Origin of the sequence: Lysobacter terrestris, assembly GCF_014489475.1 — a bacterium.
Lineage (GTDB): Bacteria > Pseudomonadota > Gammaproteobacteria > Xanthomonadales > Xanthomonadaceae > Agrilutibacter > Agrilutibacter terrestris.
In genome coordinates this window covers 101,464-127,512 of the sequence record NZ_CP060820.1, presented here as the reverse complement: position 1 = coordinate 127,512, position 26,049 = coordinate 101,464, and the positions used below count along the sequence as shown (strand labels likewise).

The 26,049-nt window shown below is 64.6% G+C and carries 27 protein-coding genes and 1 other RNA gene; 22 read left to right on the top strand and 6 right to left on the bottom strand.

What is annotated here, in order from left to right; all coding sequences use genetic code 11:
• Positions 1-4: 4 nt before the first annotated feature.
• The 7 genes from H8B22_RS00580 to H8B22_RS00550 all read left to right on the top strand — a co-directional run bounded on the left by H8B22_RS00580 (position 5) and on the right by H8B22_RS00550 (position 8,665).
• A complete protein-coding gene (locus H8B22_RS00580) occupies positions 5-1,417 on the top strand; it encodes a replicative DNA helicase (protein ID WP_187712237.1) in 1,413 nt (470 codons plus the stop codon).
• A 33-nt stretch (positions 1,418-1,450) separates the two neighbouring features.
• Positions 1,451-2,104 carry a hypothetical protein gene (locus H8B22_RS00575; protein WP_187712236.1) on the top strand — a complete coding sequence of 218 codons (654 nt, stop codon included), beginning with the start codon at positions 1,451-1,453 and terminating at the stop codon, positions 2,102-2,104.
• 173 nt (positions 2,105-2,277) lie between these two features.
• Positions 2,278-3,408: an alanine racemase gene (gene alr, locus H8B22_RS00570; protein WP_187712235.1), complete on the top strand. Its 1,131-nt coding sequence runs from the start codon at positions 2,278-2,280 to the stop codon at positions 3,406-3,408.
• Positions 3,409-3,515: 107 nt separating this feature from the next.
• Complete coding sequence (locus H8B22_RS00565) at positions 3,516-5,075, top strand: WS/DGAT/MGAT family O-acyltransferase (protein ID WP_187712234.1); 1,560 nt, start codon at positions 3,516-3,518, stop codon at positions 5,073-5,075.
• A 128-nt stretch (positions 5,076-5,203) separates the two neighbouring features.
• Positions 5,204-5,911 (top strand): OmpA family protein, encoded by a 708-nt coding sequence (locus H8B22_RS00560; RefSeq protein WP_187712233.1) that lies wholly within the window; start codon positions 5,204-5,206, stop codon positions 5,909-5,911.
• Positions 5,912-6,149: 238 nt separating this feature from the next.
• Positions 6,150-6,503: a transfer-messenger RNA gene (ssrA, locus tag H8B22_RS00555) on the top strand.
• Between the two features lie 698 nt (positions 6,504-7,201).
• Positions 7,202-8,665 (top strand): esterase/lipase family protein, encoded by a 1,464-nt coding sequence (locus tag H8B22_RS00550; protein ID WP_187712232.1) that lies wholly within the window; start codon positions 7,202-7,204, stop codon positions 8,663-8,665.
• A 53-nt stretch (positions 8,666-8,718) separates the two neighbouring features.
• On the opposite strand, the gene H8B22_RS00545 is transcribed toward H8B22_RS00550, so the two are convergent.
• The 6 genes from H8B22_RS00545 to H8B22_RS00520 form a co-directional block, all read right to left on the bottom strand.
• On the bottom strand, positions 8,719-9,072 hold the full coding sequence (locus H8B22_RS00545) for a hypothetical protein (protein ID WP_187712231.1): 354 nt from the start codon (positions 9,070-9,072) through the stop codon (positions 8,719-8,721).
• A 132-nt stretch (positions 9,073-9,204) separates the two neighbouring features.
• Positions 9,205-10,503, bottom strand: coding sequence for an acetyl-CoA C-acetyltransferase (locus H8B22_RS00540; protein ID WP_187712230.1), 1,299 nt, complete (start codon positions 10,501-10,503; stop codon positions 9,205-9,207).
• Positions 10,500-11,588: an HlyD family secretion protein gene (locus H8B22_RS00535; protein ID WP_187712229.1), complete on the bottom strand. Its 1,089-nt coding sequence runs from the start codon at positions 11,586-11,588 to the stop codon at positions 10,500-10,502. Before H8B22_RS00535 ends, H8B22_RS00540 begins: the two co-directional genes overlap by 4 nt.
• Complete coding sequence (locus tag H8B22_RS00530) at positions 11,585-13,162, bottom strand: MFS transporter (RefSeq protein ID WP_187712228.1); 1,578 nt, start codon at positions 13,160-13,162, stop codon at positions 11,585-11,587. The genes H8B22_RS00535 and H8B22_RS00530 overlap by 4 nt, the downstream gene beginning before the upstream one ends.
• Positions 13,159-13,419: a hypothetical protein gene (locus tag H8B22_RS00525; protein WP_187712227.1), complete on the bottom strand. Its 261-nt coding sequence runs from the start codon at positions 13,417-13,419 to the stop codon at positions 13,159-13,161. The genes H8B22_RS00530 and H8B22_RS00525 overlap by 4 nt, the downstream gene beginning before the upstream one ends.
• Positions 13,420-13,481: 62 nt before the next feature.
• Complete coding sequence (locus tag H8B22_RS00520) at positions 13,482-14,291, bottom strand: SDR family NAD(P)-dependent oxidoreductase (RefSeq protein ID WP_187712226.1); 810 nt, start codon at positions 14,289-14,291, stop codon at positions 13,482-13,484.
• 114 nt (positions 14,292-14,405) lie between these two features.
• Here H8B22_RS00520 and H8B22_RS00515 point away from each other — a divergent pair, with 114 nt between their 5' ends.
• From H8B22_RS00515 to H8B22_RS00445, 15 genes are all read left to right on the top strand, one after another.
• Positions 14,406-15,347 carry a GlxA family transcriptional regulator gene (locus H8B22_RS00515; RefSeq protein WP_187712225.1) on the top strand — a complete coding sequence of 314 codons (942 nt, stop codon included), beginning with the start codon at positions 14,406-14,408 and terminating at the stop codon, positions 15,345-15,347.
• A 139-nt stretch (positions 15,348-15,486) separates the two neighbouring features.
• Entirely contained in the window at positions 15,487-16,587 is a 1,101-nt protein-coding gene (locus H8B22_RS00510; RefSeq protein ID WP_187712224.1) for an NAD(P)H-dependent flavin oxidoreductase, read from the top strand.
• Between the two features lie 25 nt (positions 16,588-16,612).
• On the top strand, positions 16,613-17,506 hold the full coding sequence (locus tag H8B22_RS00505; RefSeq protein ID WP_237683867.1) for a LysR family transcriptional regulator: 894 nt from the start codon (positions 16,613-16,615) through the stop codon (positions 17,504-17,506).
• Positions 17,507-17,644: 138 nt separating this feature from the next.
• Positions 17,645-18,355 (top strand): SDR family NAD(P)-dependent oxidoreductase, encoded by a 711-nt coding sequence (locus tag H8B22_RS00500; RefSeq protein ID WP_187712222.1) that lies wholly within the window; start codon positions 17,645-17,647, stop codon positions 18,353-18,355.
• A gap of 36 nt (positions 18,356-18,391) precedes the next feature.
• Entirely contained in the window at positions 18,392-18,628 is a 237-nt protein-coding gene (locus H8B22_RS00495) for a tautomerase family protein (protein ID WP_187712221.1), read from the top strand.
• A gap of 72 nt (positions 18,629-18,700) precedes the next feature.
• The gene (locus H8B22_RS00490; RefSeq protein WP_187712220.1) at positions 18,701-19,654 is read left to right on the top strand and encodes an enoyl-CoA hydratase/isomerase family protein; all 954 of its coding nucleotides are present in this window, start codon (positions 18,701-18,703) and stop codon (positions 19,652-19,654) included.
• A 7-nt stretch (positions 19,655-19,661) separates the two neighbouring features.
• Positions 19,662-20,102, top strand: coding sequence for an organic hydroperoxide resistance protein (locus tag H8B22_RS00485; protein WP_208456911.1), 441 nt, complete (start codon positions 19,662-19,664; stop codon positions 20,100-20,102).
• 23 nt (positions 20,103-20,125) lie between these two features.
• Positions 20,126-21,193 carry an MBL fold metallo-hydrolase gene (locus tag H8B22_RS00480; RefSeq protein ID WP_208456910.1) on the top strand — a complete coding sequence of 356 codons (1,068 nt, stop codon included), beginning with the start codon at positions 20,126-20,128 and terminating at the stop codon, positions 21,191-21,193.
• A 124-nt stretch (positions 21,194-21,317) separates the two neighbouring features.
• Complete coding sequence (locus H8B22_RS00475; protein ID WP_187712219.1) at positions 21,318-22,022, top strand: cytochrome c biogenesis CcdA family protein; 705 nt, start codon at positions 21,318-21,320, stop codon at positions 22,020-22,022.
• Positions 22,023-22,026: 4 nt separating this feature from the next.
• Positions 22,027-22,569, top strand: a complete 543-nt coding sequence (locus H8B22_RS00470; protein WP_187712218.1) for a thioredoxin family protein — start codon at positions 22,027-22,029, stop codon at positions 22,567-22,569.
• Positions 22,570-22,711: 142 nt separating this feature from the next.
• Complete coding sequence (locus tag H8B22_RS00465) at positions 22,712-23,239, top strand: HvfX family Cu-binding RiPP maturation protein (protein ID WP_187712217.1); 528 nt, start codon at positions 22,712-22,714, stop codon at positions 23,237-23,239.
• 27 nt (positions 23,240-23,266) lie between these two features.
• A complete protein-coding gene (locus tag H8B22_RS00460; protein ID WP_187712216.1) occupies positions 23,267-23,734 on the top strand; it encodes an HvfA family oxazolone/thioamide-modified RiPP metallophore in 468 nt (155 codons plus the stop codon).
• Positions 23,735-23,833: 99 nt separating this feature from the next.
• Positions 23,834-24,694, top strand: a complete 861-nt coding sequence (locus H8B22_RS00455) for an HvfB family MNIO-type RiPP peptide maturase (RefSeq protein WP_187712215.1) — start codon at positions 23,834-23,836, stop codon at positions 24,692-24,694.
• Positions 24,684-25,448, top strand: coding sequence for an HvfC family RiPP maturation protein (locus H8B22_RS00450; RefSeq protein WP_225876229.1), 765 nt, complete (start codon positions 24,684-24,686; stop codon positions 25,446-25,448). Before H8B22_RS00455 ends, H8B22_RS00450 begins: the two co-directional genes overlap by 11 nt.
• Before the next feature lie 148 nt (positions 25,449-25,596).
• Positions 25,597-26,019, top strand: coding sequence for an organic hydroperoxide resistance protein (locus H8B22_RS00445; RefSeq protein WP_187712213.1), 423 nt, complete (start codon positions 25,597-25,599; stop codon positions 26,017-26,019).
• Positions 26,020-26,049: the final 30 nt, after the last annotated feature.

Here is a 26,049-nt window from a genome sequence, read left to right as displayed (position 1 = left end):
ACCGATGAGCGCACGCCAGGGAACGCGCCCCGATTCCGCCTTCCAGACCCGCCGCGACAAGAACATCGAGCAGCTGCGCGTCCCGCCGCAATCGATCGAGGCCGAGCAGGCCGTGCTCGGCGGCCTGATGCTCGCGCCGGATGCATGGGATCGCGTCGCCGACCGCATCACCGACGCCGACTTCTACCGTCGCGACCACCAGCTGATCTATCGCGCCATCCGCGAACTGGCCGAGAAGAACCGCCCCTACGACGCGGTGACGCTGGGCGAGTGGTTCGACTCGATGGGCATGAGCGAACAGGTCGCCGGCGGTGCGTACCTGATCGAGCTGGCCAGCAGCACGCCGTCGGCGGCGAACATCGTCGCCTACGCCGACATCGTGCGCGACAAGGCGATCCTGCGTCAGCTGATCGACGTCGGCACCGAGATCGTCAACAACGGCTTCCAGCCCGAGGGCCGCGACAGCGGCGAGATCCTCGAGGACGCCGAGCGCCAGGTGCTCGCCATTGCCCAGGCCAATTCCGAGGGCAAGACCGACTTCACCCCGGTGACCAAGGCGCTGGCGGAAGCCTTCGACGTCCTGCAGACCCGTTACGCCAATGGCGACGGCGTCACCGGATTGTCGACCGGCTACACCGAGCTGGACATGATGACCGCCGGCCTGCAGAAGACCGACCTGATCATCCTCGCTGCGCGTCCGGCCATGGGCAAGACCACGCTGGCGTTGAACATGGCCGAATACGCCGCGTTCCGCAGCAAGCTGCCGGTCGCGGTGTTCTCGATGGAAATGTCGGCCAGCCAGCTGGCGATGCGCCTGATCTCCTCGGTCGGCCGCGTCAACGCCCAACGCCTGCGTACCGGCCAACTCGAGGACGAGGACTGGAGTCGCGTCACCAGCGCGATCCGCCAGTTGCGCGAAGCCAAGATCTTCATCGACGACGAACCGGGCATGTCGCCGGTCAAGCTGGCCGCCAAGGCGCGCCGCCTCAAGCGCGAGCACGGCCTGGGCCTGATCGTGATCGACTACCTGCAGCTGATGGCGGTGCCCGGCAACAGCGAAAACCGCGCGACGGAAATCTCGGAGATCTCGCGTTCGCTCAAGGGCCTGGCCAAGGAGCTGCAGGTGCCAGTGATCGCGCTGTCGCAGCTCAACCGCTCGCTGGAGACGCGTACCGACAAGCGCCCGGTGATGGCCGACCTGCGCGAATCGGGCGCCATCGAGCAGGACGCGGACATGATCATGTTCATCTACCGCGACGACTACTACAACAAGGAAAACTCGCCGGACAAGGGCCTGGCCGAAGTCATCATCGGCAAGCAGCGTAGCGGTCCCACCGGTTCGCTCAAGCTGAAGTTCTTCGGCGAGTACACCCGCTTCGACAACCTCTCGCACGATTCGGTCGGCAGCTTCGAATAACTGGCTGCCTATCCCGATGCATGGAGGCAGCCGATGGTCGACGGTGCGGTCGTGAAGCGGTTCGCGTGGATTCCGATCCTGCTCACAGGCGTCCTGTTCGTGGGAGTCCTGCTGGCGCCACCGTCACACGCGCATTCGCCGGTGACGTCCGGCCTGATCTATGAGGCCTACCTCGATCTGCCGCAGGTCAGGAAGGCGCATGAAGTCAGCGCGCTGGACGACGAACTCGCCGACTACATCCTCGATCCGGGCACGTCCTACGATGAAGCCGCCGCGGTCATCAATGCGCTGGGGCGGACCCTCGACAACCACCTGCTCCTGCTGCAGCGCCTGAAGAAGACCGATCCGCACGGTTACCAGCGCTTCCGCGCCGGCAAGGGCTCCTCGCGCGTGCTGTTCGCGGTGGGCTACATGTGGGCGACGGACGAGTACTACGACACGCGCCGCGCCGAACTCCTGCTCGCGCAGGCCGAGCGGCAGTCGCCGGAATTCTTCGTCATCTCGCTGGTGCATGCGCTGGTGATCGCACAGTCGAAGGAGGAATCGGAGTGGTGCGAGATCTTCCGCAAGCCACGCGACACCATCGCGCGCTATCCCAACGGCCTGGAGATGCGGCGTGCGGCGGTGCAGTCCGTGCTGGACTACACCGACACCTACGCGGAGAGCTGCGGCGGGTACGCGGTCTAGGCCGGCGCGCCAACGCCTGCTGGCGTTGCGATGCCGCGCGAGAACCGCGTCGCCTCGCACAACTGCGTGCGTGCCGTTGGTCGCGCGGCGGGGCCGCACAGGACGCATAGAATGAGCGGGTCCCCCGTTCCCATCGCCCAGCCAGAGCGCCAATGCACCATCCGACCGGCGTAATGCCGCCCGCCGTCAGCGAGCGCCCGACCCGCATCCGGGTCCAGCTCGAGCACCTGACGTTCAACCTCCGCAACATCCGCAGCCACGTCGGCGTGCCGGTGATGGCCATCGTCAAGGCCAACGCCTACGGCCACGGGCTGGTGCCGGTGGCGCTGCACCTGCAGGCGCAGGGCGTCGAGCAGCTAGGCGTGGCGTTCGTGGAGGAGGGCATCGCCCTGCGCCAGGCCGGGGTCACCGTGCCCATCCTGGTGCTGGGCGGGATCTTCGGCCCGCAGGTGGCGCAGTTCATCACCCACGATCTGGAAATCACCGTCTCCTCGCTCGACAAGCTGCGCCAGGCCGAAGCCGCGGCGGAAGCCGTCGGGCGCAAGGCGGTGATCCACCTGAAGGTCGACACCGGCATGGAGCGCATCGGCGTCCACAGCTATTCGGCCAAGCCCTTCATCGAGGCCGCGCTCGCGTCGCGCTGGTGCGTGGTGAAGGGCATCTACTCGCATCTGGCCTGCGCGGACGATCCGGCATCGCCGATGACGCTGTTGCAGCTGGAGCGTTTCCTCGAGGCCTGCGCGCACATCGAGCGCGCGGGCGCGCCGATGCCGATCCGCCACCTCGCCAACTCCGGTGGCGTGCTGCATTTCCCGCAGACCCACCTCGACATGGTCCGGCCGGGCATCGTGCTGTACGGCGTGCTGCCCGATCCGGCGGCCCGCGCCACCGTCGCGGTGAAGCCCGCGCTGTCGCTGGTTTCGAAGGTGGTCTACTTCAAGGTGGTGAAGGCCGGCAATCCGGTCAGCTACGGCGCGACCTGGGCGCCGTCGCACGACACGCGCGTGGTGACGGTGCCGATCGGCTACGGCGATGGCTTCCCGCGTGCGCTGTCGTCGCGTGGCGATGTACTGGTCCGTGGCCAGCGCTATCCGATCGTGGGGCGCATCTGCATGGACCAGTTCATGGTCGACATCGACCACGACAGCGCCTGGAACGAGGACGAGGTGGTGCTGATCGGCGCCCAGGGCGGCGAACGCATCACCGCCGAAGCGGTGGCCCAGGCCGCCGGCACCATTCCCTACGAGATCCTGGTCGGGCTCAACGACCGCATCCCGCGCGAGTACGTCAGCGTCGAACCGTGATGCCAGGGAGCGCCCCAAGCGCAGCGCAGACGTGCGCGGCTGGACCATCGCGTTGACGCTGTTCGCGCCTGCGTGATTCACTCGCTTGCAGGCGAGAGGAGAAGCGCATGGCGGCACGAGTGCACAAGGGCAGCGTCAAGGACCCGGCCGTCAAGGAGCGCGGTGCGAAGGAGCGCGCCGTAAAGGATCGTGCGAAGCGCATCCGTGCGTCCCGGCGCGAGCCGATGGCCAAGGTGGACACCGCCTGGTTGCGCATGGACCAGCCGACCAATCCGATGATGATCACCGGCGTGCTGATGTTCGCCGAGCCGATGTCGGTGGCCGACCTGCGGCGCGTGATCCGCCAGCGCTGGCTGGCGTACCGCCGCTTCCAGCAGAAGGCGGTCGACACCGCCGCGGGCGCGTTCTGGCAGACCGACAACGACCTCGACCTGGACTGGCATGTGCAACTGACCGCGTTGCCGGGGCGGGGCGGCAAGCGTGCGCTGGAACGCTTCGTCAGCCAGCTCGCCTCCACGCCGCTCGATACCGGGCGGCCCCTGTGGCAGTTCCATCTGGTCGAACGCTACGACGGCGGTTCGGCACTGATCGCACGTATCCACCACAGTTACGCCGACGGCATCGCGCTGGTGCAGGTGCTGCTGTCGCTGACCGACACCACCCGCGAGCCGGCCAAGGGCAGCGACCTGCAGCAGGCCTGGCTGAAGCAGGACGGCGCCGACGTCGCGCGCCGCGTCGGCGCGGCCGAGCGCTACATGAAGCTGGGCACCCGGGTCGTCGAGAAGGGCATGGAGATGTACCGCGATCCGACGCTCGCCGCGGTGCTGGCGAAGGAGGGCGGCGAGATCGGGCGCGAACTGCTGCACGCCGTGACCCTTCCGGACGATCCGCCTTCGTTGCTACGCGGGAAGCTTGGCGTCAGCAAGCGCGTGGCCTGGGCCGAGCCGCTCGACCTGGAGGAGGTGAAGGCAGTCGGCCGCGCCTGCGAATGCACGGTCAACGATGTGCTCATGGCGACGGCAGCCGGTGCGCTGCGCCAGTACATGATGGAGCGCGGCGACCACGTGGACGGGATGACGCTGCGCGCAACGGTACCGGTCAACCTGCGTCCGCTCGAACACGCCAAGAAGCTGGGCAACCATTTCGGCCTGGTGTTCCTCGAGTTGCCGGTCGGCGAGGACAATCCGATCCGGCGGGTGGAACGCGTCGCCGAGAGCATGAACAACCTGAAGAATTCTCGGCAAGCTATTGTTTCTTATGGCTTGTTGGCGGCGCTCGGAATGGCGCCCACCGCGGTCCAAGGCCTCGCCCTGGACCTCTTCAGCCGCAAGGCGACGGTCGTGGCGACCAACGTCCCCGGTCCGCCGCAGACGCTTTACATGGCGGGCTGCGCCCTGCGCGAAATGATGTTCTGGGTGCCGCAGACCGGCTCGATCGGCGTCGGCATTTCCATCCTCAGCTACAACGGCCGGGTGCATTTCGGCCTGATCGCCGATGCCAAGCTGATTCCCGATCCGGACAGCGTCATCCAGCGCTTCGGCAGCGAATTCGAGAAACTCCTGTACCTGTCGCTGATGAGCAACTGGGATGCGCGGCTGGACGGTCCCTCCGCCGACGCGCTGTTGCCGGAAGACACGCGCCGGGTGATCGAGTTCATCGCGGGGTAGGCCATCGCCGCGCTGCGGCGCCTGAGCGCTGCTTCACCCGACCCCAACGCCCCCGCGATTAGCGTTCATCCCTGTTCATGTAGGTGCTGGCATCGTTCCGCGCCGCATGACCCCACCAGGAGGAAGGAATGAATACCCGAACCAAACTGATTGCAGCCGCCGTGCTGACTTCGCTGCTTGCCGCCTGCGCGACCACGCAGGGCGGCTACTACGGCAGCCAGCCGTCCCAGGAGCCGCAGCCCCAGGGTGAGCAGGCGGGCATGAGCAAGACCAAGAAGGGCGCCCTGATCGGCGCGGCGGTCGGCGCCGTGGCCGGCCTGCTCAGCGGCGACGATGCGACCGAACGCCGCCAGCGCGCCCTGGTCGGCGCGGGCGTCGGCGGCCTGACCGGTGGTGCCATCGGCAACTACCAGGACCGCCAGGAGCGCGCGTTGCGCGAGCGCATGGCCGGCACCGGTGTCGGCGTGGTCCGCAATGGCGACAACATCACCCTGAACATGCCGGGCAGCATCACGTTCGCGTTCAACGATGCCAGCCTGCAGTCGCAGTTCTACCCGGTGCTCGACGACGTGGCCCGCACGCTGACCGAGTACAACCAGACCGTGGTTGAAGTCGCCGGCCATACCGACAGCGTCGGCGGCGATGCGTACAACCAGGAACTGTCGGTGCGCCGCGCCAATTCCGTGGCTGCCTACCTGCAGAGCCATGGCGTGATGCAGCAGCGCCTGATCACCGTCGGCGCCGGCGAATCACGTCCGGTCGCGAGCAACGACAGCGAAGCGGGTCGCGCGCAGAACCGTCGCGTCGAGATCACCCTGGTGCCGGTGCGCAGCTGATCGACGCTCGCAAGGTGTCATCCAACGGGGCGGGAAAACCGCCCCGTTTTTTTGGGTCTCCCCATTCCGGCCCCCGCACGGATACCGATGCTGGGAAACAGGTTCAGCACCGCCAGGGCCTGGCGTGACAACCCTCGCGCCGCACACAGCTGAACCTTTCCGGCGTGCGCCCCGGACGCAGAGCTTGTGATCGACGCCCGCGCACCTATACTGGTGCCGTCAGCGTTTCGCTGTCCCCGGGGGTGCACTGGCTTCGACGGGGGTTGCAAAGTCGCTTGGCGCATGCCGAGGGGGTAGCTTTCCTCGTAAATCCAGCTGCAAAACTCTAGTTGCCAACGACGACAACTACGCTCTCGCCGCTTAAGGCGTAAGCCCCGAAACTGCTTGTGTCCGTGTTCGCAGCGTAGGGTCACTATCACGGAATCGCTGGAAGCGGCTGCCTGTCAGCTCCCGGCTAACCTAAAACAGGCTGGTTCCCGGATGCGCTTCGCGCACCGTGCTGTCCGGGGACGAGATCCAACGGTGAGCTAAGCATGTAGTGCCGGGGATGGAGTGCCTTCGGACGGGGGTTCAATTCCCCCCACCTCCACCATATCTAGATGCCGGGATATCCCGGTGCAGCACAGAACCCCTGAGAAATCAGGGGTTTTTTATTGCCACTTGTCACGCCGCATAACGACGGAAATCGGAAGACACGCAATTTTGGCGGTACGGATGGCGGTAATGGTGCCCTGGGGCTGGCTGGCGCCAAAACGGGCCTGGCGAATTTCACCACCCTCCAAAGGGCGCCGCTGCCATGGAGCGGCACCGCGTGGTCGCGATGGCCAACATCCGGCGAGTCGGTGGAGAAGCTGGCCGATCCATGCAGGCCGAATTAGCGCAACGTAGCCTGGCGGGGTGCCCGCCGGGGCGTGCTCTGGAATGGGATTGACGAAGCTTCAAAGCAAGTGATTGGCGTCGCGTCGGCTTAAGCGCATTGAAATGGCTGCCGCATAACCTCCCGATCAACGTTGATTTGCTAAGGAGTAGCCTAACCCTGTCCCACGCAGCGGCGCCGAGGTGGACATGCAGGATTCGGCGGTTTGCATCATCCGCGGGTACGCACTCATGGCGTTGACGATGGCGTTGTTAACGCTCGCGTCTTGCCGATCGATGCCAGCGCGAGAGCCTAAATTATCGACCACCTGCTCCGACTGGGCTGCGTGTCGGGAGGGGGCGATTGCGTCGGCGGAGAGCGTGGGTCGCGCGCGAGGGCGCGAACAGATCCAACAGGCGTGGCTGGCATGCGCCGTGTACGCCCAGCTCGCCGCGCTCCGCGCAACCGAAGCCGCGGCCACGCGTTCCGCTTCATCGCTGTCCCAGCGATGCACCGATCAGCTGCTGTTTTCCGTGCTGGCCGAGCAGCCCAGCGGCTGGTCGCCCGGGCGACGACGGATGGGTGGCGTTCCGGTCGATGTCGAGTTTCGAGGACTGTCCGAGTATCTGCATCCGCCCTTGCGGATTGCCTTGGCGCGAACGGTCCAGATTCCTGCCGACTATGGGGTGGAGCAGAAGAACGCGGGCTTCGGCGTGCCAGTGGTGTTGCTTTCGCCCCGCTGCACCGATCGGCCGCCCTGCGAACTGTTGCCGCCCGAAGGCGTCTTCCGTGCCGCCACTGCCTGGGTCGAGGTTGATGACGCGGGCGACAGCGTACCTCGCCTGGTGATCGCCAACCCCTTTGCAATACACAGCATCAAGGTGGGCGATCAGGCCTTGCCGATGGCTAGGAACATGATGGCTGCGTATGCCCTTGGCACCCGCACGTCCAAGTTGCCACGACTGGCCATCTGGGGCTTGTTGGGCGGCCATGAAATTGGACGCCGCGCGGGCGTCTACCTGCTTGACGACTACGATCCGAACAAGCGCCCCCTCGTGATGATCCATGGCCTGGGAAGCAGCCCGCTGATCTGGGCGCGACTGTCCAACGCGGTGTGGGCGTCGAATGAACTGAGCTCCCGCTATCAGGTTTGGCACATCGTTTACCAGACCAATGCGCCCACGCTCGTCAGTCGCTATCGGATTCAGGGGTATCTGGACAAGGCATGGAAGGTGCTCGACCCCGAGCACGACGACCCCGCACGACAGGGAATCGTGCTGGTCGGTCACAGCATGGGGGGGCTCGTGGCACGAATGCTTTGCGAGGACAGTGGCGACGTCTTGTGGAATGCCGCCTTCCATAAACCACCGTCGATGATGGAGGCCGAACACGAAGACATCGCGGCGGTGCAACAGGTCTTCGTGTTCCGCCCCTATCCCGGGGTGCGCAAGGCCATTTTCCTCGCCACGCCGCATCGGGGGAGCCCCAGTGCGAAACGCTGGTTTGGCCGCCTGGCACGACTGCTCGTTGGGCGCCGGACACCGGAGCTGCAGTCGCTGCGTCGCCTGGCTCGTGCAGATCCATCGGCGGTTCGTTCGGAGCTGCGCCACGCATATGGGCGGGCCGCCATCAACAGCATCTCGACGTTGCGGGTTTCGCAACCAGTGCGCCGCGCCGGTGAATCGCTCATGCCTGCCGCAGGCATCAGCTACCACACCATCGCGGGCTCGCTACGTCGCCATAACCCACCTGGCGATGGAGTGGTGCCTCTGGACAGTGCGAAGCTCGATGGCGCGACCTCGACCTTGATCATCGATTCCGGTCACGAGATATACAAGGACCCACGCGCCGTTGCGGAGGTCGTCAGAATCCTCGAAGAGGATGCGACTGGAAACTAACGGCAAGAATGGTTCTGCCATCTAGGGCGTTGCTGAAGCTTGCTTTCAAGGTCTTAGCGATGGCCTTCTTTTTGCCATTGTGATGCAAGGTCCGAGGCGTCCTGTCCTTCCTTTAGCGGATGTTTGCTGAGGTATTGGCTTATGGCGCCGGCGATTTTCTCTTTGCCGCCCGCATTGTCGAGCTGCTCCTTCAGCGCTTCGGCGATGGCTCCGCTCTTGCCGCTGCTCACAAGGGCGGCAATCTCAGGCCGGCCTTCCAATAGCTCGCGGATGCCTTTGGAACTTTCGGGCGGGTTGGTATTGGTGACAACGGGGGTCTTCGTGCCTTCCTCGACCTGCTCGGCATGGGCGGGGGAAAAGATCGCGAAAGCCAGGGATGCGAGGGCTAGATAGCGCAGGGTGTTCATGGTGGTTCCTGGGTCAAAAATATGGACGGAAGTGGGCTGGCAGTTGCGGGGGCTCATTTCCATTCCGCGGGACTGCTGCGATCGGCCGACCCGTAGGAGCATGTCGCCGAAGATCGCCAAGGGGCGAGGCATTCATGCTTCCAGGATGGCCGTGACACCAAGACCACCGGCGGCACAAACGGAGACCAGGGCCCGCGCCGGCTTTCCGGTCCGGTTGCGATGAAGCATCAGCTGCTTGGCCATGCTGCCCAGGATCCGTGCGCCGGTTGCCGCAAAGGGATGTCCAAGCCCCACCGAACCACCGCGCACGTTGAGCTTGCTCCGATCAATGCGGCCGAGCGCTTGCGTCAGCCCGAGTCGTTCGCGACAGTAGTCCGCGTCTTCCCAAGCCTTCAGCGTGCAAAGCACCTGGCCTGCGAAGGCTTCATGGATGTCGTAATAGTCGAAGTCCTGCAGGCTCAGCCCATTGCGCTCGAGCAGGCGCGGAACGGCATAGGCCGGTGCCATCAGAAGTCCTTCCGCGTTCGGGCCGGCGTACTCCACGGCAGCGGTTTCCGCATCGACCAGCCATGCCTGCGGGCGAATGCCATGCAGATCGGCCCATTCGGTCGAGGCCAGCAGGATCGCAGCGGCGCCATCAGTCAGTGGTGTGGAATTCCCCGCGGTGAGGGAGCCATGCCCGCTGGTCTTGTCGAAGGCCGGCTTGAGCCTGGCGAGCTTTTCCATGGAAGAGTCGGCGCGCAGGTTGTTGTCGCGCTGCAGGCCACGGAACGGAACAACGAGATCGTCGTAGAAGCCCTCGTCATACGCCGCAATGGCGTTGCGGTGGCTGGCTAGCGCCAATTCATCCTGCGCTTCGCGGGTGATGCCCCATTGCTTGACCATCAACTCGCAGTGCTCGCCCATCGACAGGCCGGTGCGTCGCTCGTTGACGTTGGGAACGGACGGACGAAACATCGCAGGCCGGAAACCGGCGAGAATGCGCAGACGCTCGCTGCCTGTCTTTGCGCGGTTGAGGGCGAGGATCAACTGACGATAACTTTCGCTCAGCGCCACCGGCGCATCCGAGGACGAATCGACGCCTCCCGCGATGCCGACCTCGATCTGCCCCATGCCGATCTTGTTGCCGACCAGGATGGCGGTCTCGACCGACGTCGCGCAGGCCTGCTGCACGTCATAGGCCGGCGTCTGGGGCGCCAACTGGCTCGCCAGCACGGCTTCGCGCGTCAGGTTGAAATCGCGGGTGTGTTTGAGGACGGCGCCGGCTGCGACCTCGCCGAGTCGCTGCCCTTCCAGGTTGAAGCGCTTTACCAAGGCATCGAGGGTGGCCGTCAGCATCTCCAGGTTGGTCGCACGCGTGTATGCGGTGTTCTGGCGGGCGAAGGGAATGCGCTGGCCACCGAGGATGGCAACGGGGCGACGTGTGTTCATCGGGAGACCTCAATCGAAGTGGCGGAGGAGGTGGTGGCCGGAATCCGGCGGCTCGCGTCGATGTCGACCCGTGCCGTTGCCGACATTCCTGGACGCAGGTGGTCGAGTTGAGACTGGTTGTCGAGCAGGGCAATGCGTACCGGCACGCGCTGGACTACGCGGGTGAAATTACCGGTCGCGTTGTCCGGTGGCAGCAGGGCGAACTGCGCGCCGCTGGCGGGAGACAGGCTGTCGAGCCGTCCGTGGAAAGTGGCTCCGGGAACCGCGTCGATGCCGATCTCGACGGTGTCACCGGCCTGCATTCCTTTGAGTTGCGTTTCTTTGAAATTCGCGACGACCCAGAGCTCGCGCGGAACCAGTGCGATCAATTGTGCACCGGTCTTGACGAACTGGCCCACGCGCGCGGCCCGCTCGCTCACCCGGCCCCCGACCGGGGCGCGGACGACGGTGCTTTCGACATCGAGCTCCGCCAGCGTCACGGTGGCTTCCGCGGCAAGGATGTCCGCGCGCAGCTGCGGACGCTGGCTCTCCAGGACCGCGATTCGCTGCCGGGCAGCAGCGGAATTCGCCAGCATTTCGGTCACTCGAGCCGCCGCGACCTGAGCCGACGACGCCAGCTGGTCGAATTGCGATGCTGCGATCAGCTGTTCGCCCGCGAGCTTCTCGGCGCGCACCGCGTCGCGTGCCGAACGCGCCGCCTCGGTCGTTGCTTCGCCGGCGGCAGCATCGGCCTGGCGGATGACTGCGCGCTGGAGGGATATCTGCGCATCAAGATTGCCTATCGCCGCCCGGCGCGTTGCCAATGCGGCCTGTGTCTGCGCGAGGCGGGCGCGATAATCGCGGTCGTCGATGCGGAACAGGATGTCCCCCGCGGCGACCTGCTGGTTGTCCCGGACAGGCACATCGACGATATAGCCCGACACCTTGGGGCTGATCTGGGTGATGTCGCCGCGAACGTACGCGTTATCGGTGTAATGCGAATCCCAGGCCTGGACGATGCCGCCCGGGGCGATGAGGCCGCCGGCAGCGGCGGTGGCGCCGATGGCGGCGAGCACGCCGGCGATGGAAGCGGAACGGAGTTTCATGACGTTTCTCCGGAGCGGGAACGGGTGAGGGGAGGGCTGCGACCCAGCAGCGCGACACCGAGCGTGGCGAGCAACAGGACGCCGGCGAGGATGGCGAACGCATCGTTGACAGCGAGCACCCACGCCTCGCGACGCACGGCGGCCGTGACCTGCGCGACGGCGCGCGCGGTCGCAAGGGTGTCGTCGCCGATGCGATCGGCGAACCGGCTGGTCAGTGCCGACAGGCGATCGGCCTGCAACGGGTTGAGCCAGGAGACATGCTCGACGAGCACGCTGGAGTGGAACTTCTCGCGTTCGGTCGTGAAGTCCGAGAGCAGGCCCACGCCCAGGGCGGTACCGCCCACGGTCGTCATGTTGAACGCGATCGTGGCGGTCGGCCCGTCCTCGGGTTTCAGGGAGGCGCCGCCGACGATCAGGGCGGGAATCAGGAACAGCATCTGGCCGGCGCCCAGCAACACGAGGCTGGCGTGTAGTTGTGCTGCGCCGGTCTGGCTGGTCGCCAGCGATGCCAGCCAGAGGCCCAGGCTGCCTGCCAAAAGACCCAGGCCCATCACCCACCGGCCGTCCAGGCGATGCATCAGGTGCCACGCGAGCGGGAACGCGGCTACTTGCGACAGCAGTAGCCACCCGGTGGCATGCGAGGTCTGCAGCGGGCGAGCGGACTGCGTCAGCGCCAGCAACAAGGGAATCAGGTACACCGTGGCGGCGAAGGTCGCACGGAAGATCAGGTTGAGCGCGATCGGAATCCCGAAGCGACGCTGGAGAAGGGTTTGTACATTGATGACGCGAAGCGGCGAGCGGCGATGCGCGATCGCGAAGCCAGTCCACGCTCCGATGCTGAGGCTGGTCGTCCAGGCGATAAGTTCGCTTTCGAACCAGAAACGCCGCGTTCCTTGTGAAATGGCCACCACCATGCTGCTCGTCGCGACCGCAAGCAACGTGGCCGCGATCCAGTCGGTCCTGAATTCGGCGAGGTTCAGCGGACTTTCCGGCAGCCAGCGGCGAGCGGCCAGTATCAACGCTGCGGCCGCGAGCATTTGCGCGAGGAAAAGCGCACGCCAACCGAATGCGGCTTCGATCGGTGCCGAAAGCACGGGCCCGGCATTGACGGATACAAGTAGGGTGAACGCCAGCAGTGCCAGGCCTAAAGGCAGGCGCGGGCCGCTCCAGGTACGAAAGAGCGCCACGAAGGCGATTGGCCCGAACGCGCCGCCCGCGAGACCTTGCAACGCCCGCAGGAAGAGAAGCGGAGCCAATGAAGTAGCGAGGGCGCATGCCCATGCACTCGCACCGAAGACGGCAGCGCTCACCAGGAAGAACCGCCGCAGCCCGAAGGTCCGGGCGAGTAGCGGCGAGGCGACGAAGGCGAAGAAGTTGGCGGCGGTGTAGACCGTGGTCGCCCACGAAGCCTCATCCGAAGACGCGCCAAGGCTGCCTTGGATGTCAGCCAGGTTCGTGCCTACGAACTGTGCGCTCGCATTGGCCACGAAGCTCCCGATCAGCGCGATGAGGACAATCGGCCCGGTGCGCGCAGCGGAAGCGGGTGGAGCGACGGTGGCCGCCGTGATGCTCATGCGGCACTCCGCTCAGACGCATGCGGACGCCAGCGAAGCCCGGCAGCGACGAGTGCCGCGCCCACCAGGAACTGCAGATGGAACCACGCGCTCCAGTCGGTCGCCGGCAGCGCAATGCCGCCGTGCTCCGCAAAATGCATGTCTGGCACCTGCGACTGGAGGTTTGCCAGCAACGCGCCGAGCAGCCCCAGGGACAGTACGACGCGCGCGATCGACGGGACGTCCGCGACCTGGTTCGTGGTGAGGATGGCGTTCATGGCAACGTTTGGACTCGGTCTGAACCGGCCAGCACGGAGGTTGTCCGCGCTGGCCGGATGGCTTAACCGGTGAGGCCCGTGGTGTAGCGTGGCGCGGGAGTGGCGAGCGAAAGCTTCGGTGCCAATGCGCGACGGGCACCTTCGAACGCATCCCATTCGGCTTGGTCGGGCAGCGAGGGAATGGTCACGACTTCACCGTTCGCGAGACCGGACAATGCCGCATCGACCATGTCCTCGGCGGACATCACGATTTCCCGCGGCAGGTGTTCTACCGGCGTGCCGGCATGGTCCCAGAACGCGGTGGCGGTCGCGCCGGGGAGCACGGCCTGGACGCGAACACCCTTGTCGGCGAGTTCGTGTTGGAGCGACTGCGAAAAGGCGAGGACGTAGGCCTTGCTGCCTCCGTACACCCCGTTCAGCATTTCTGGCGCGATCGCCACGATCGAGGCAATGTTGACGATGGTGCCGGTGCCGCGTGCTACGAACGCCGGCGCGGCGGCATATGCCAGGCGCGTAAGCACGTTCACGTTGAGCGTGATCATGCGCTCCATCTCGTCGACGTTGGAGATCAGCAGCGGAGCGGTCGCGCCGATGCCGGCGTTGTTCACGAGCAGGGTGATGCTGGCATCGCTGCGCAGCACGGCCTCGACCATGGACAGATCGGACGGATTCGCCAGGTCGACGGCAAGCGTCTCGACGGAGCGGCCGGTGCGGGTCGTGAGGTCTTCAGCGAGTTCGCGCAGTTTTTCGGCGCGCCGGGCCACCAGGATGAGGTCATAACCCGAACGGGCGAGGCGGTCGGCATACACGGCACCGATACCCGAAGATGCGCCGGTAATGAGGGCCGTTCCCCTGTGGACGGTGGTGTTCATTTGTCTTGGTTCCGTGGTCGGCGGATGCCGGGTTCGGAACGAAATGTAGACCCGCTTGATTGTGGCTTAAATGTCGTATATACCTCATTTCAGGACATGCCCAGGGAGGCCGCCATGCTCACCGTCGGCTTCGCCCTGCCTCCCGGCTTCCAGATAATGGGGTTGGCACCGGTATCGGCCTTCGAACTCGCCAACATCGTCGCTGGCGAGACCCTCTATTGCATCCGACTGCTGTCGGAGCACGGCGGCGCCGTGGCCAATTCCTTCGGTGTCCCCCTGGAAACACGCCCGTTGCAGCGTCAGCGTTTGGACACGCTGATCGTCGCGGGATTGCTGAGTCCCGCGCCGACATCGACGGGTTTGCTCAAGCAGATTCGCAAAAGCGCGGGGGTCAGCCGTCGTATCGCCTCGGTGTGCACCGGTGCATTCTTGCTGGGTGAAGCGGGTCTTCTCGACGGGCGCCGCGTCACTACGCACTGGTTCTACGCACGAGAGCTGCAAAAACAGTTTCCCGACGCACATGTCGAGGACGACCGCATATTCATCATCGACGGAAACGTGTGGACCTCGGCCGGAATGAGTGCCGGCGTCGATCTCGCGCTGGGCATGATCGAAAAGGATTTTGGCGTGGATCTATCGCGTGGCGTCGCACGGCAGCTCGTCGTACATCACCGCCGAGCCGGCGGTCAGTCCCAGCATTCTGCGCTGCTGGAGCTGGATCCGAAATCCGATCGTATCCAGAGCGCATTGGCCTACGCGCGAAAGAACTTGAGGTTGCCGCTGACGGTCGAAACGCTGGCGGAGGCCGCGCACCTGAGTCCGCGGCAGTTCAGTCGTGCGTTTCGCTCTGAAACGGGGCAGTCGCCCGCCAAGGCCGTCGAACAATTGCGTGTGGAGGCCGCGCGCGTGATGATCGAGCAAAGCCGTAACACCATGGACGAAGTGGCTGTCGAGACCGGATTCGCCGACCCGGAGCGCATGCGACGCGCATTCCTGCGCGCGTTCGGTGAGCCTCCCCAGGTCATTCGTCGCAATGCGCGACGATCGGCAGTTTGAGTCCGTCGCAATAGGGTCGCTCCATCGGCATCGCTGGCATTCTTTCTGCATGCCGGCGATTTTGGCTGTACGTGGCCGGCGGAGCGCATAGCATGGATGCGTACGTGGATCAGTCCATGGGCCTGCCAGGTCGCGCTTCATGAAGCAGCGTTTTCTCCAGACGCTTGGTGTGTCATTGCCGATTCTGCAGGCGCCGATGGCGGGCATTTCGTCGCCTGCGATGGCGGCGGCAGTCTCGGCAGCCGGAGGGCTCGGTGCCTTGGCGATAGGGGCCATGGGGGTGGCGCAGGCGCGCGATGCGATTGGAGCGTTCAAGCGAGCGTGTGCCCGGCCGCTCAACGTCAATGTGTTCGTGCATCGTGCGCCGGTGGCCTGTGCGAGCAGGGAAGTGCGGTGGCTGGATCATCTTCGGCCGGAGTTCGAGCGCTGGCGGGCGCGGCCGCCTGAAGCATTGCGCTCGCCGTACGTCTCTTTTCTCCATGATGCGGCAATGTGCGCGATGCTCGTCGAGGAGCGTCCTCGCGTCGTGAGCTTCCATTTTGGCTTGCCGGATCAGAGCCAGATCGAGGCGTTGCGGTCGAGTGGCATCGTGCTGATCGCAACTGCAACGAATCTCGCGGAAGCGCAGGCGATCGAACGCGCTGGCCTCGACGCCATCGTTGCGCAAGGCGTCGAAGCTGGCGGGCATCGCGGTGTTTTCGATCCTGACGCGGACGATCTGCAGCTCGGAATCATGGCGCTGACGCGCCTGCTGGCACAGAACGTGTCGCTTCCAATTATCGCCGCGGGCGGAATAATGGATGGGGCCGGAATCGCCGCGGCACTCGCCCTAGGTGCATGCGCGGCACAGCTGGGCACTGCGTTCGTCGCCACCGACGAATCGCTCGCGGATGCCGCATACCGCGAGCGACTGCTGGGTTCGGATGCCTGCAATACCGTCATCACGCGCGCCATTTCCGGTCGGCCTGCACGCGGACTCCCGAACGATTTCACCCGCTTGGGCGCGACCATTGCCGACGCCGATATCCCCGACTATCCGCTCGCGTATCACGCGGGCAAGGCATTGCATGCCGCTGCAATGGCGGCGGGTTACAGCGGCTACGGCGCCCACTGGGCCGGGCAGGGCGCGCCGCTCGCTCGGACGATGTCCGCGGGCAGTCTCGTACGAACCCTTGCCCATGAAATGATGGAAGCGTGCGACGATGTCTGCGTCGCAAACCGACAGGGCGAGCTCGGCTGAGGAACGGATGGATCGCATCGAGGCCATGAAGATCTTCATCGCGGCACTGGATGAGGGTAGCCTCGCCGGCGCGAGTCGTCGCACCGGCCGCTCACCAGCGGCGGTGAGTCGTGCAATCGCATATCTCGAAGCGCACGTCGGCGTTCCCTTGCTGCACCGGACCACGCGATCGAGCAAGTTGAGCGAAGCTGGCGAGCGTTATGCCGCCGCATGTCGCCGCGTTCTTAACGAGCTGGAGGAAGCCGATAGACAGGCCGCCGGTGAGCGCTCGGTTCCGCGCGGCACCCTGACGCTAACGGCCACTGTATTCGCCGGCGTGGAATTGCTTCGTCCGATTGTCGATGCCTTCATCGAGGAATACCCCACGGTGCATGTCCGCATGCATCTGCTGGAGCGCCCGGTCAACCTGGTTGACGAGGGGATCGATGTCGCCTTGCGCATTGCCAACTTGGCCGATTCGACACTCGTGGCGCAGTCGGTCGGTGAGGTGCGACGAATCGTCGTGGCCTCGCCGCGATACCTGGCCACGCACCCTCGCATCAACGACATCGCGGATCTCGCGAAACATAGCATCGTCACGAGCGAGCATATGGGCGTGGACGCCTGGAGCTTTCCTCCGGTGGAAGGCAGCACGATTCCCCGTTCGGTCTCGCTCACGCCACGGATGGTGGTCAACAGCGTGCGCGCGGTGATCGCCTCCGTGGTCGAGGGGCACGGCGTCGCGCGCCTGTTGTCCTACCATGTCGCGTCGGAGCTCGAACGCGATGCATTGCGTGTCGTGCTGGCCGGTGCGCAGCCGCCGCCCATCCCGGTGCATCTGGTGACGCCGTACGGGCGGTTGTCCGTGCCAAAGGTGCGGGCCTTCGTCGACTTCGCGTTGCCACGCCTACGGGCGGCCTTCGCGCGTCAGCCGGGATAGCCTCCCCGGCCGATTGTTTCGTTTCGCGGAAGGATGTCTGCCTGACGCGTTGGATTCGCAGGCGCCGCGTGGACGCCTAGATTGCGGGTTGTCGAAAGGAATCACCTCCGACACTCCCCCAACTCAGAGTCCGACACCATGAACACCTCCCGCAAAGTCGCCATCGTCACTGGTGCCTCCCAAGGCATCGGCGCCGGCGTCGTCCACTCCCTCCGTGACCGCGGCTACCGCGTTGTCGCCAATTCCCGCAACATCAAAGCGAGCAACGATCCGGACGTCCTTACCGTCGCCGGCGATATCGCCGATCCCGCCGTTGCCAAGCGCATCGTCTCGGAGGCTCTGGCGCAATTTGGTCGCATCGACACCCTGGTCAACAACGCCGGCGTCTTCACAGCCAAGCCCTTCACGCAGCTCACCGAAGACGACTACTCGCTCAACATCTCCGTAAACCTGGACGGTTTCTTCAACATCACCCAGGCCGCCATTGCCGAGATGGAAAAGCAGGGCAGTGGCCACGTCGTTACCATCACGACGAGTCTCACCGACCACGCGATCGAAGGCGTACCGTCAGTGCTTGCTTCCCTTACCAAGGGTGGCCTCAACGCCGCGACTAAGTCGCTCGCCATCGAGTACGCCAAGCGCGGTATCCGCGTTAACGCGGTGTCGCCAGGCGTGATCAAGACCCCGCTTCACCCGCCGGAAACGCATGAATGGCTGGCCGCGCTTCATCCGGTCGCCCGCTTGGGTGATATCGCGGACATCGTGCAGGCGGTTGTATTCCTCGAGTCCGCCGGCTTCGTGACAGGCGAGATCCTGCACGTCGATGGTGGCCAGAGCGCCGGCCACTGACGCATACCCGCATACGCCATCCACCAGGAGAATGCCATGCCTATGGTAACGATCCAGGTAACTCGCGAAGGCACGACGCCCGATCGCGACGCACCGACCAACGAAGAGAAGGCCGAGCTCATCAAGGGCGTAAGCGAGCTGCTTTTGAAAGTATTGAACAAGCCGCTCGACTCCACCTTCGTCATCATCGAAGAAGTCCCGCTTGAGAACTGGGGTTGGGGCGGTCTGCCCGTGCCCGAACTCCGACGACGACTTGCTGCCGGCCAATCCTGACGTCCCAGCATTCTTTCCTTTCCATTGCATCGCGTCGCCGTCCTCATGGCGGCGACGCGGGAGATGTTCGCCATGAAAATGCATCTGCTAACCGCCGCGGTACTGGTCGCAGGTCTTGCGACGTCCGGAGCAGGGTTGGCGGCCGATCCGGCCGCACAGGCCGATTCCACCGAAGCGCGCCGTGTCGACAAGAAGACGGACCAGTTCCGGCTGCAACGCATCACCCCGGGATACTGGCGCGTCACGATCGACAACCCGCCGTTCAATATCTACGGACCGCGTGCCATGCCGCAACTCAATGCGGTGATCACGCAGATCGAACAGGACCCGGACGTGCGCGTGGTCGTGTTCGACAGCGCGGTTCCCGGCTTCTTCCTGACGCACTACGACTTCGTGCCTCCGCTCGAAGAATCGACCGAAATGCCCGCAGGGACGACGGGTCTTCCGCCGCTGCCCGACATGCTCGTGCGCCTGAGCCGCGCGCCAGTCGTTTCGATCGTTTCGATCCGCGGCCGAGCCACCGGCGTCGGCAGCGAGCTCGCACTGGCCAGCGACATGCGCTTCGCCAGCCGGGAAAAGGCCGTGTTGTCACAGTGGGAGATCGGGGCAGGACTCGTGCCCGGTGGCGGCCCCATGGCCCGCTTGCCACGCCTGATGGGTCGTGGCCGCGCATTGGAAGTCCTGCTCAGCGGCAACGATATCGACGGTGAACTTGCCGAACGTTATGGCTATGTCAACCGTGCATTGCCCGATGCGCAACTCGACGCCTTCGTCGACAAACTCGCACGCAGAATCTCGACGTTCGACAAGCGCGCCATCGCCGACATCAAGGGCCTGGTCAACGCCAACAGCCTGCCGAGCAATGAAGAGATCGGCAAGGAATGGGACGCCTTCATCGGATCGGTCGGGCGTCCGTCCACGCAACAGCGCATCGGTCGGTTGATGGAGTTCGGGTTGCAGACCAATCGCGAAGTCGAAGTGCACTTGCCCGATTACACCGTGAAGTCGGGCACACCGGAAAAGTGAGGAAAAAATGAACCTCTCCAACAACATCGCGCCCATCGAGAAGGAGCTGTTCACGGCGCACACGCATATCACGGGTGGCCGTCACGACGGTGCCGGTCGCTCCGATGATGGTCAGCTCGACGTGAAGCTCAGCATGCCAGGTAGTGGAAAGCCAGGAACGAATCCGGAGCAGCTTTTCGGCGTGGGTTATGCCGCCTGTTTCCTTGGTGCGCTTGGAGTCGCGGCGAGCAAGCGCAAGCTGCGCCTGCCCGACGACACGGCCATAGATGCCGATGTCACGCTTGGCACCATAGCCGACGGCAACTATCAGATCGCCGTGAAGCTCCGAGTCGACCTTCCGGGTCTCGACGATGCGCTGAAGCGAGAACTCGTCGAGGAAGGCCACAAGACTTGTCCGTACTCGCGTGCCACGCGCGGCAACATCGACGTGCAGATCTCGATCGCGTGACCGCGCATACCAGGAGAACCCCCATGCGACATATCCTTCATATTCTTGCGACGGCCATGCTCACGGCCGGCCTGTCCCTGTTCGCCGCCGCGGACGTGGCCGCACAGGCGAACAGTAACCGGGTCGACGCGGCCGACGCACCGTATCCCGGCATGCCTGCGATTCCGGCAATCGGCGATCGCACCGCCCGGTACATGGACATTCCTGAAGCTGCGAAGGGGCCGGACGTCGATCCCGCGAAGGGATACCGGCTGCAGGACTTCGGCGGCGGCTTGTACATGATCACCGACAATGTCTACCAGTCGATGTTCCTGGTTTACGACAAGGGCGTCGTAGTAGTCGACGCGCCACCCTTGTACGCGGCGAAGATCCAGCAGGGCATCGCGGAAGTAACCGACAAGCCGATCACCCATCTAATCTACAGCCATGCGCACAAGGACCACATCGGTGGCGCGAAGGCCATTGGCGGCAATCCGGTCATCATCGCTCATGCCGAAACCGCCCGTTTGCTGAAGCGCGCGGCCGACCCGGACCGTCCCGTGCCATCGGTTACCTTCCAGGACAAGTACACGCTCAATGTCGGCGGCAAGAAGCTGGAGCTTTCCTATTTCGGAAACGCGCACGAGCCCGGCAATATCTATATCCGGGCGCCGGAGCAGAAGGTGCTCATGGTCGTTGACGTGATCTTCCCCGGCTGGATGCCGTGGCGGCGTTTCGCGGTCGCGCAGGACGTGCCTGCGGTGTTTGCCCAGGTCGAAGACATCCGCAAGATGAAGGGCTGGGACACCCTGGTCGGTGGTCACGTTGCGCGTACCGGTACCCGAGCCGACGTCGACGTCCAAGCCGAGTTCTATGCCGACCTCAAGAAGGCCGCCGGCGGCGCGCTCGCGACGACCAAGCTGGGCGAGGGGATGGACCCGAAGGACCAGACCAACCCTTGGGCGCTGTTCGACAACTACATCGATCGCGTCGCGCTCCAGTGCGTCAATACGCTTACGCCGAAATGGGCCACGCGCCTTGGCGGCTACGACGCGTGGATCTGGGACCAGTGCTTCGCGATGGAGCAGAGCATGCGGATCGAGGAAGGTTGATTCGTAACAGACTGTATCCAGGCCCGTGTTGCACACACGGGCTTGCGATTCAGGCGAACCGCGACACACCTGCAGTACAGGCCACGGCGATCCTGCGCAACATCGAAGTCACGCAGGATCCGTCATGTTGGATTACGCACTTGCCGCCGTCGCCGGCATCGCGACGATCGCCTCGCCGTGCATCTTGCCGGTGCTTCCGATCGTGCTTGCGACCACCGCCGGCCGTAGCCGTATCGAGCCGCTCCTCATCATCATCGGCTTCGTCCTTTCGTTCGCGCTGGGTGGAATCCTCATCGGCGCGATGGCGTCGAGTTCGGGCGAAGCGCAGCAGGCTATCCGCACAGCTTCCATAGTCGTGCTCCTCGTTGCAGGTCTTGGCTGTGTGTGGGCGACGCCGTTCGAATGGCTGGCGGCCCGCACGCAACACCTGCTCGCCGTGCTCCGCCCCAACCGTGCGCCCTCGCGCTTGCCGCAGGGAAAGGCCAACGCACTCATCGTCGGTGCCTCGCTGGGTGTCGCGTGGACACCATGCGCCGGGCCCGTGTTGACCGCCGTGTTGGCACTGGCGGCCAGTGCGCAAGCGCCGGGTGAGGCGACAGCGCTGCTCGGCCTCTATGCGCTGGGCGCAGGTGTTCCCATGCTGGCCATCGCGTACGGCGGGCACTGGGTGTCTTCGCGCCTGTCCTTCTTCAATCGCCGAGCCGACCTGTTCCGCAAGGTCTTCGGCGTGGTCGCCATCGGCGTGGCCGCGCTGCAACTCCTCCACTGCGACACCACGCTGATCGCGTGGGCGACCCAGTGGCTCCCTGTCATCTCCACCGGACTGTAATTCCATGATCAAGCAGATTTCCGCCGCCCTTCTGGCGTGCCTCGCCGCCACCTCCTGCATGGCTGACAACCAGCAAGAACCCATCCTTCCCAACAAGGCCTCGTCATCTTCGCCGCCCATGGCGCCGGAGTTCACTGGCATCAATCACTGGATCAACAGCCCTCCGCTGACGATGCAATCGCTACGCGGCAAGGTGGTGCTGGTCGAGTTCTGGACGTACGACTGCATCAACTGCATCCATGTCATACCGCACGTTAGGCAATTGCACGAGCGGTATGCCCCGCAAGGGCTCGTCGTGGTGGGCGTACACACCCCCGAATTCGGCCACGAGCGCGTCCTCGCCAACGTCCGCGGCGCCGTGCAGCGCTACGGGATCCGCTATCCGGTCGCGCAGGACAACAGCTACAAGACCTGGAACGCGTACGGGAATCGCTATTGGCCCGCGCAGTACCTGATCGATCGTCAGGGTCGCGTCGTCTATTCACATTTCGGCGAGGGCGGGTACGAGCAGACCGAAGCACGCGTTCGTGCGCTCCTCCGGGAGTGAGGTTCAGCCCTTTGTAACGGTTTGTATCGCGCGAAGCGACGGACATGCTCGTGGACAAAAAGCACGGCGATGGGACACATCCGAGATACCGCACAACGGTGAAATAGCGTCACCGAAACACTCGCTCCTTAGGAATTTCAAGATGTCCACCAATACCATCACTGCAGCGCACACGGCGCTTATCTCCCGTCTCGAGCGGGCAGGGAACTGGGCAGCTCCAGTCGGCCTCCGCGCCATCCTCGCCTGGGAATTCTTCGAGGCCGGATGGGAAAAGCTGCATGGCGACAACTGGTTCGCAGATCTCGCCGACAAGTTCCTCTTTCCGTTCTCGTTGCTCAGCCCGAACGTCAACTGGGCGATGGCGACATGGATCGAACTGGTCGGTGCGGTCGCGATACTCATCGGATTCGGCACACGCTATGCGGCATTCGCGCTGTTCCTGTTGACGATCGTCGCGATCCATGCCGTGCACCTGCCCGCCCATTGGTCGAGCTTCGCCGAACTCTGGCAGGGCTATGCGATCACCAACCAGGGCTTTGGCAACTACAAGCTGCCGCTGCTGTTCCTGCTCATGCTCGCGCCGCTGATCTTCAAGGGCGCAGGACACCTCAGCCTCGATTACCTCATTTCAAATGCGCGCCGCAATCGCGGCGCAACCCCTGCGGCATAGCCGCATATTTCCCCCGGAGTAAATGCAATGAACCGCGATAACAACACCCGCAACAAGACCGCCGGCATGCTCGGCATCGCACTCGCCGGCATGATCCTGTCCGGCACCGCCTTTGCCGTGCAGCCGCTCGCACAGGGATACATGGTCACCGCCAGCCATGCCGGCGAAGAAGGCAAGTGCGGCGAGGGCAAGTGCGGCGCGACCGAGGCCAAGCCCGCCCAGGCCGCAGCCGTGACGAAGGCCGCCGAAGGCAAGTGCGGTGAAGGCAAGTGCGGCGACGCCCGCTTCGCCCAGACCGACACCGACGACGACGGTCGCGTCTCGAAGGCCGAGTTCCTCGCAGTCGTGCCGAACGGCGACGCCTACTTTGCCCAGATCGACAAGAGCCGCGACGGCTACATCAGCGAGAAGGAAGCCTATGACAACGTCAAGCGCGCCTTCGAATCCAATGGCAAGTCGATCCCGGCCGGCCTGTTCGCAAACTACGCCAAGTAAGACGATCAAGGCATTAGTGCTTCGTAGTTCCCCTGGCGCCCTCTCGGCTCTCTCATTCTCTCTCACGAGAGGGCGCCCATCCTTTTGAAGGAATTCGTCATGCGCACCATCGGTTCTACAACTTCCGCTGGCCTGGGACTGCGTCGCGGTCTGCTGCCGCAGTTGCTCGCCATGAAGGATGGCGCGGTCGATTTCCTGGAAGTCGCACCGGACAACTGGATCGGCGTGGGCGGGCAATTCGGCGAGCAGCTGACGCAGTTGTCGGCCCGCTTCCCGATCACCGCGCACGGCCTGTCGCTATCGCTTGGCGGGGCTGAGCCGCTGGATATGGAGTTGCTTCGCCGCACGCGCGAATTCAACGACCGTTTCGACGTCGCGCTGTACAGCGAACACCTGAGCTATACGTCCGACGAAGGGCAGCTGTACGACCTGATGCCCATTCCCTTCACCGAAGAGGCGATCCGTCACGTCGCCTCGCGCATCCGCCAAGTGCAGGACGTGCTGGGCCGTCGCATCGCGGTGGAGAACGTTTCCTACTACGCCGCGCCGTACCAGGCGTTGGCCGAGGTCGACTTCATCAGCGCCGTGCTGAGCGAAGCCGACACCGACCTGCTGCTGGACGTCAACAATCTGTACGTCAATTCCATCAACCACGGCTACGACGCCGAAGACTTCCTCGCGCGCCTGCCTGCCGGCCGAGTCACCCAGTACCACATCGCCGGTCACTACGACGAAGACATCGACCTGAAGGTCGATACCCACGGCGCGCCGGTGAAGCCGGACGTGTGGGCGCTGCTGGCCAGCGCGTACCGCCGCTTCGGCGTGCGTCCGACGTTGCTGGAACGCGACTTCAATTTCCCACCCTTGAAGGAGCTCCTGGAAGAGACCGGGCGCATCCGAATGATGCAGGCGGCCTATGCCGACCGTGCACGACTGCTGGAGCAGAGCCGTGCAGCCTGACATCGCCACCCTGCGGGAACAGCAGTTCACCCTCGCGCGCCACCTGCGCGATCCGGACGCCCATGCGCCGCCTCCGGGCATCGAGCCGCGCCGGTTGCGCGTGTACCGCGAGCTGTTCTTCAACAATATCGACAGCCTGCTCGCAAGCGGCTTCCCGGTCATTCGCGAAACCCTGGGCGATAAACGCTGGAAAGAGCTAGTGCAGGCATTCTATGGCGGATATCGCAGCCTTACGCCGCTGTTCACACAGATCGCCTCGGAGTTCGTCGACTTCCTCGAAACGCATGCCAACACGTTGGGCATGCCGCCGTGGGCAACCGAACTGGCGCACTACGAGTGGGTGGAGCAGGCGCTGTTCGTCAGCGATGCGCAGCCGCCGGCGCACGATCCGGACGGCGACCTGCTGCTTGGTGTGCCGATTCTATCGCCGCTCGCGATGCCGCTGATCTATCGCTGGCCGGTAGCCGAGATTGGACCGGCGAACATTCCGGATGAACCGCCCGCCGAGTGGACCACGCTGCTCGTGCATCGCGACGCCGGGCACCAGGTCCGCTTCGCCCGCATTGCGCCGTTGGCGTACTACTTGCTGGCCTCGTTACAGACAACGCAACGCACCGGCCGCGAACACCTCGCCGCGCTGGCCGCGGATACGGGCATCGATCCGACGCAGATGCAGGCGAACGGTCTCGAACTGCTGCGGCAGCTGAATTCCCAAGGCGTTGTCCTTGGCACATTGGCGGTAGACCAGAGATAGGCACGCCAAGTACGCAACTCCCTTGTCGATGCATCGTCGCCGTACCTTCCGGTCGGCAGGCGGTTGCAGCAATAAAAGCGCAAGTAGGCGCAAACCCGTAGTACCCGCAAGACAACATTTCCTCCCCCAAAGCACCGGAGTCACTGTCATGAGCAAGTCCGTTGAAACCATCCTCTACACCGCCCACACCCACGTCACCGGCGGCCGCACCGGCGCCGGAAAATCCAGCGATGGCGCGCTCGACGTCAAGCTTGGAACGCCGGGCACCAACCAGCCGGGTACCAATCCGGAGCAACTGTTTGGCGTCGGCTACTCGGCCTGTTTCATCGGCGCGATCCAGTTGGCCGCCGCCGCCCGCAAGGTCCGGCTGCCGGAGGATGCCTCCGTCGATGCCGAAGTTTCGTTGGGCAAGACCGGCGCCGGCGATTACCAGCTGGCCGTGAAGTTGAACGTGAACCTGCCTGGCCTGGACGAGGACCTGAAGCGCGAGCTGGTCGAAGTCGCCCATCAGACCTGCCCGTACTCGCGCATGACCCGCGGCAACGTGGATGTCGAGCTGGCGGTCGCCTGAGCCCTGGCCCCGAGGTGCTGGCCCAAGACC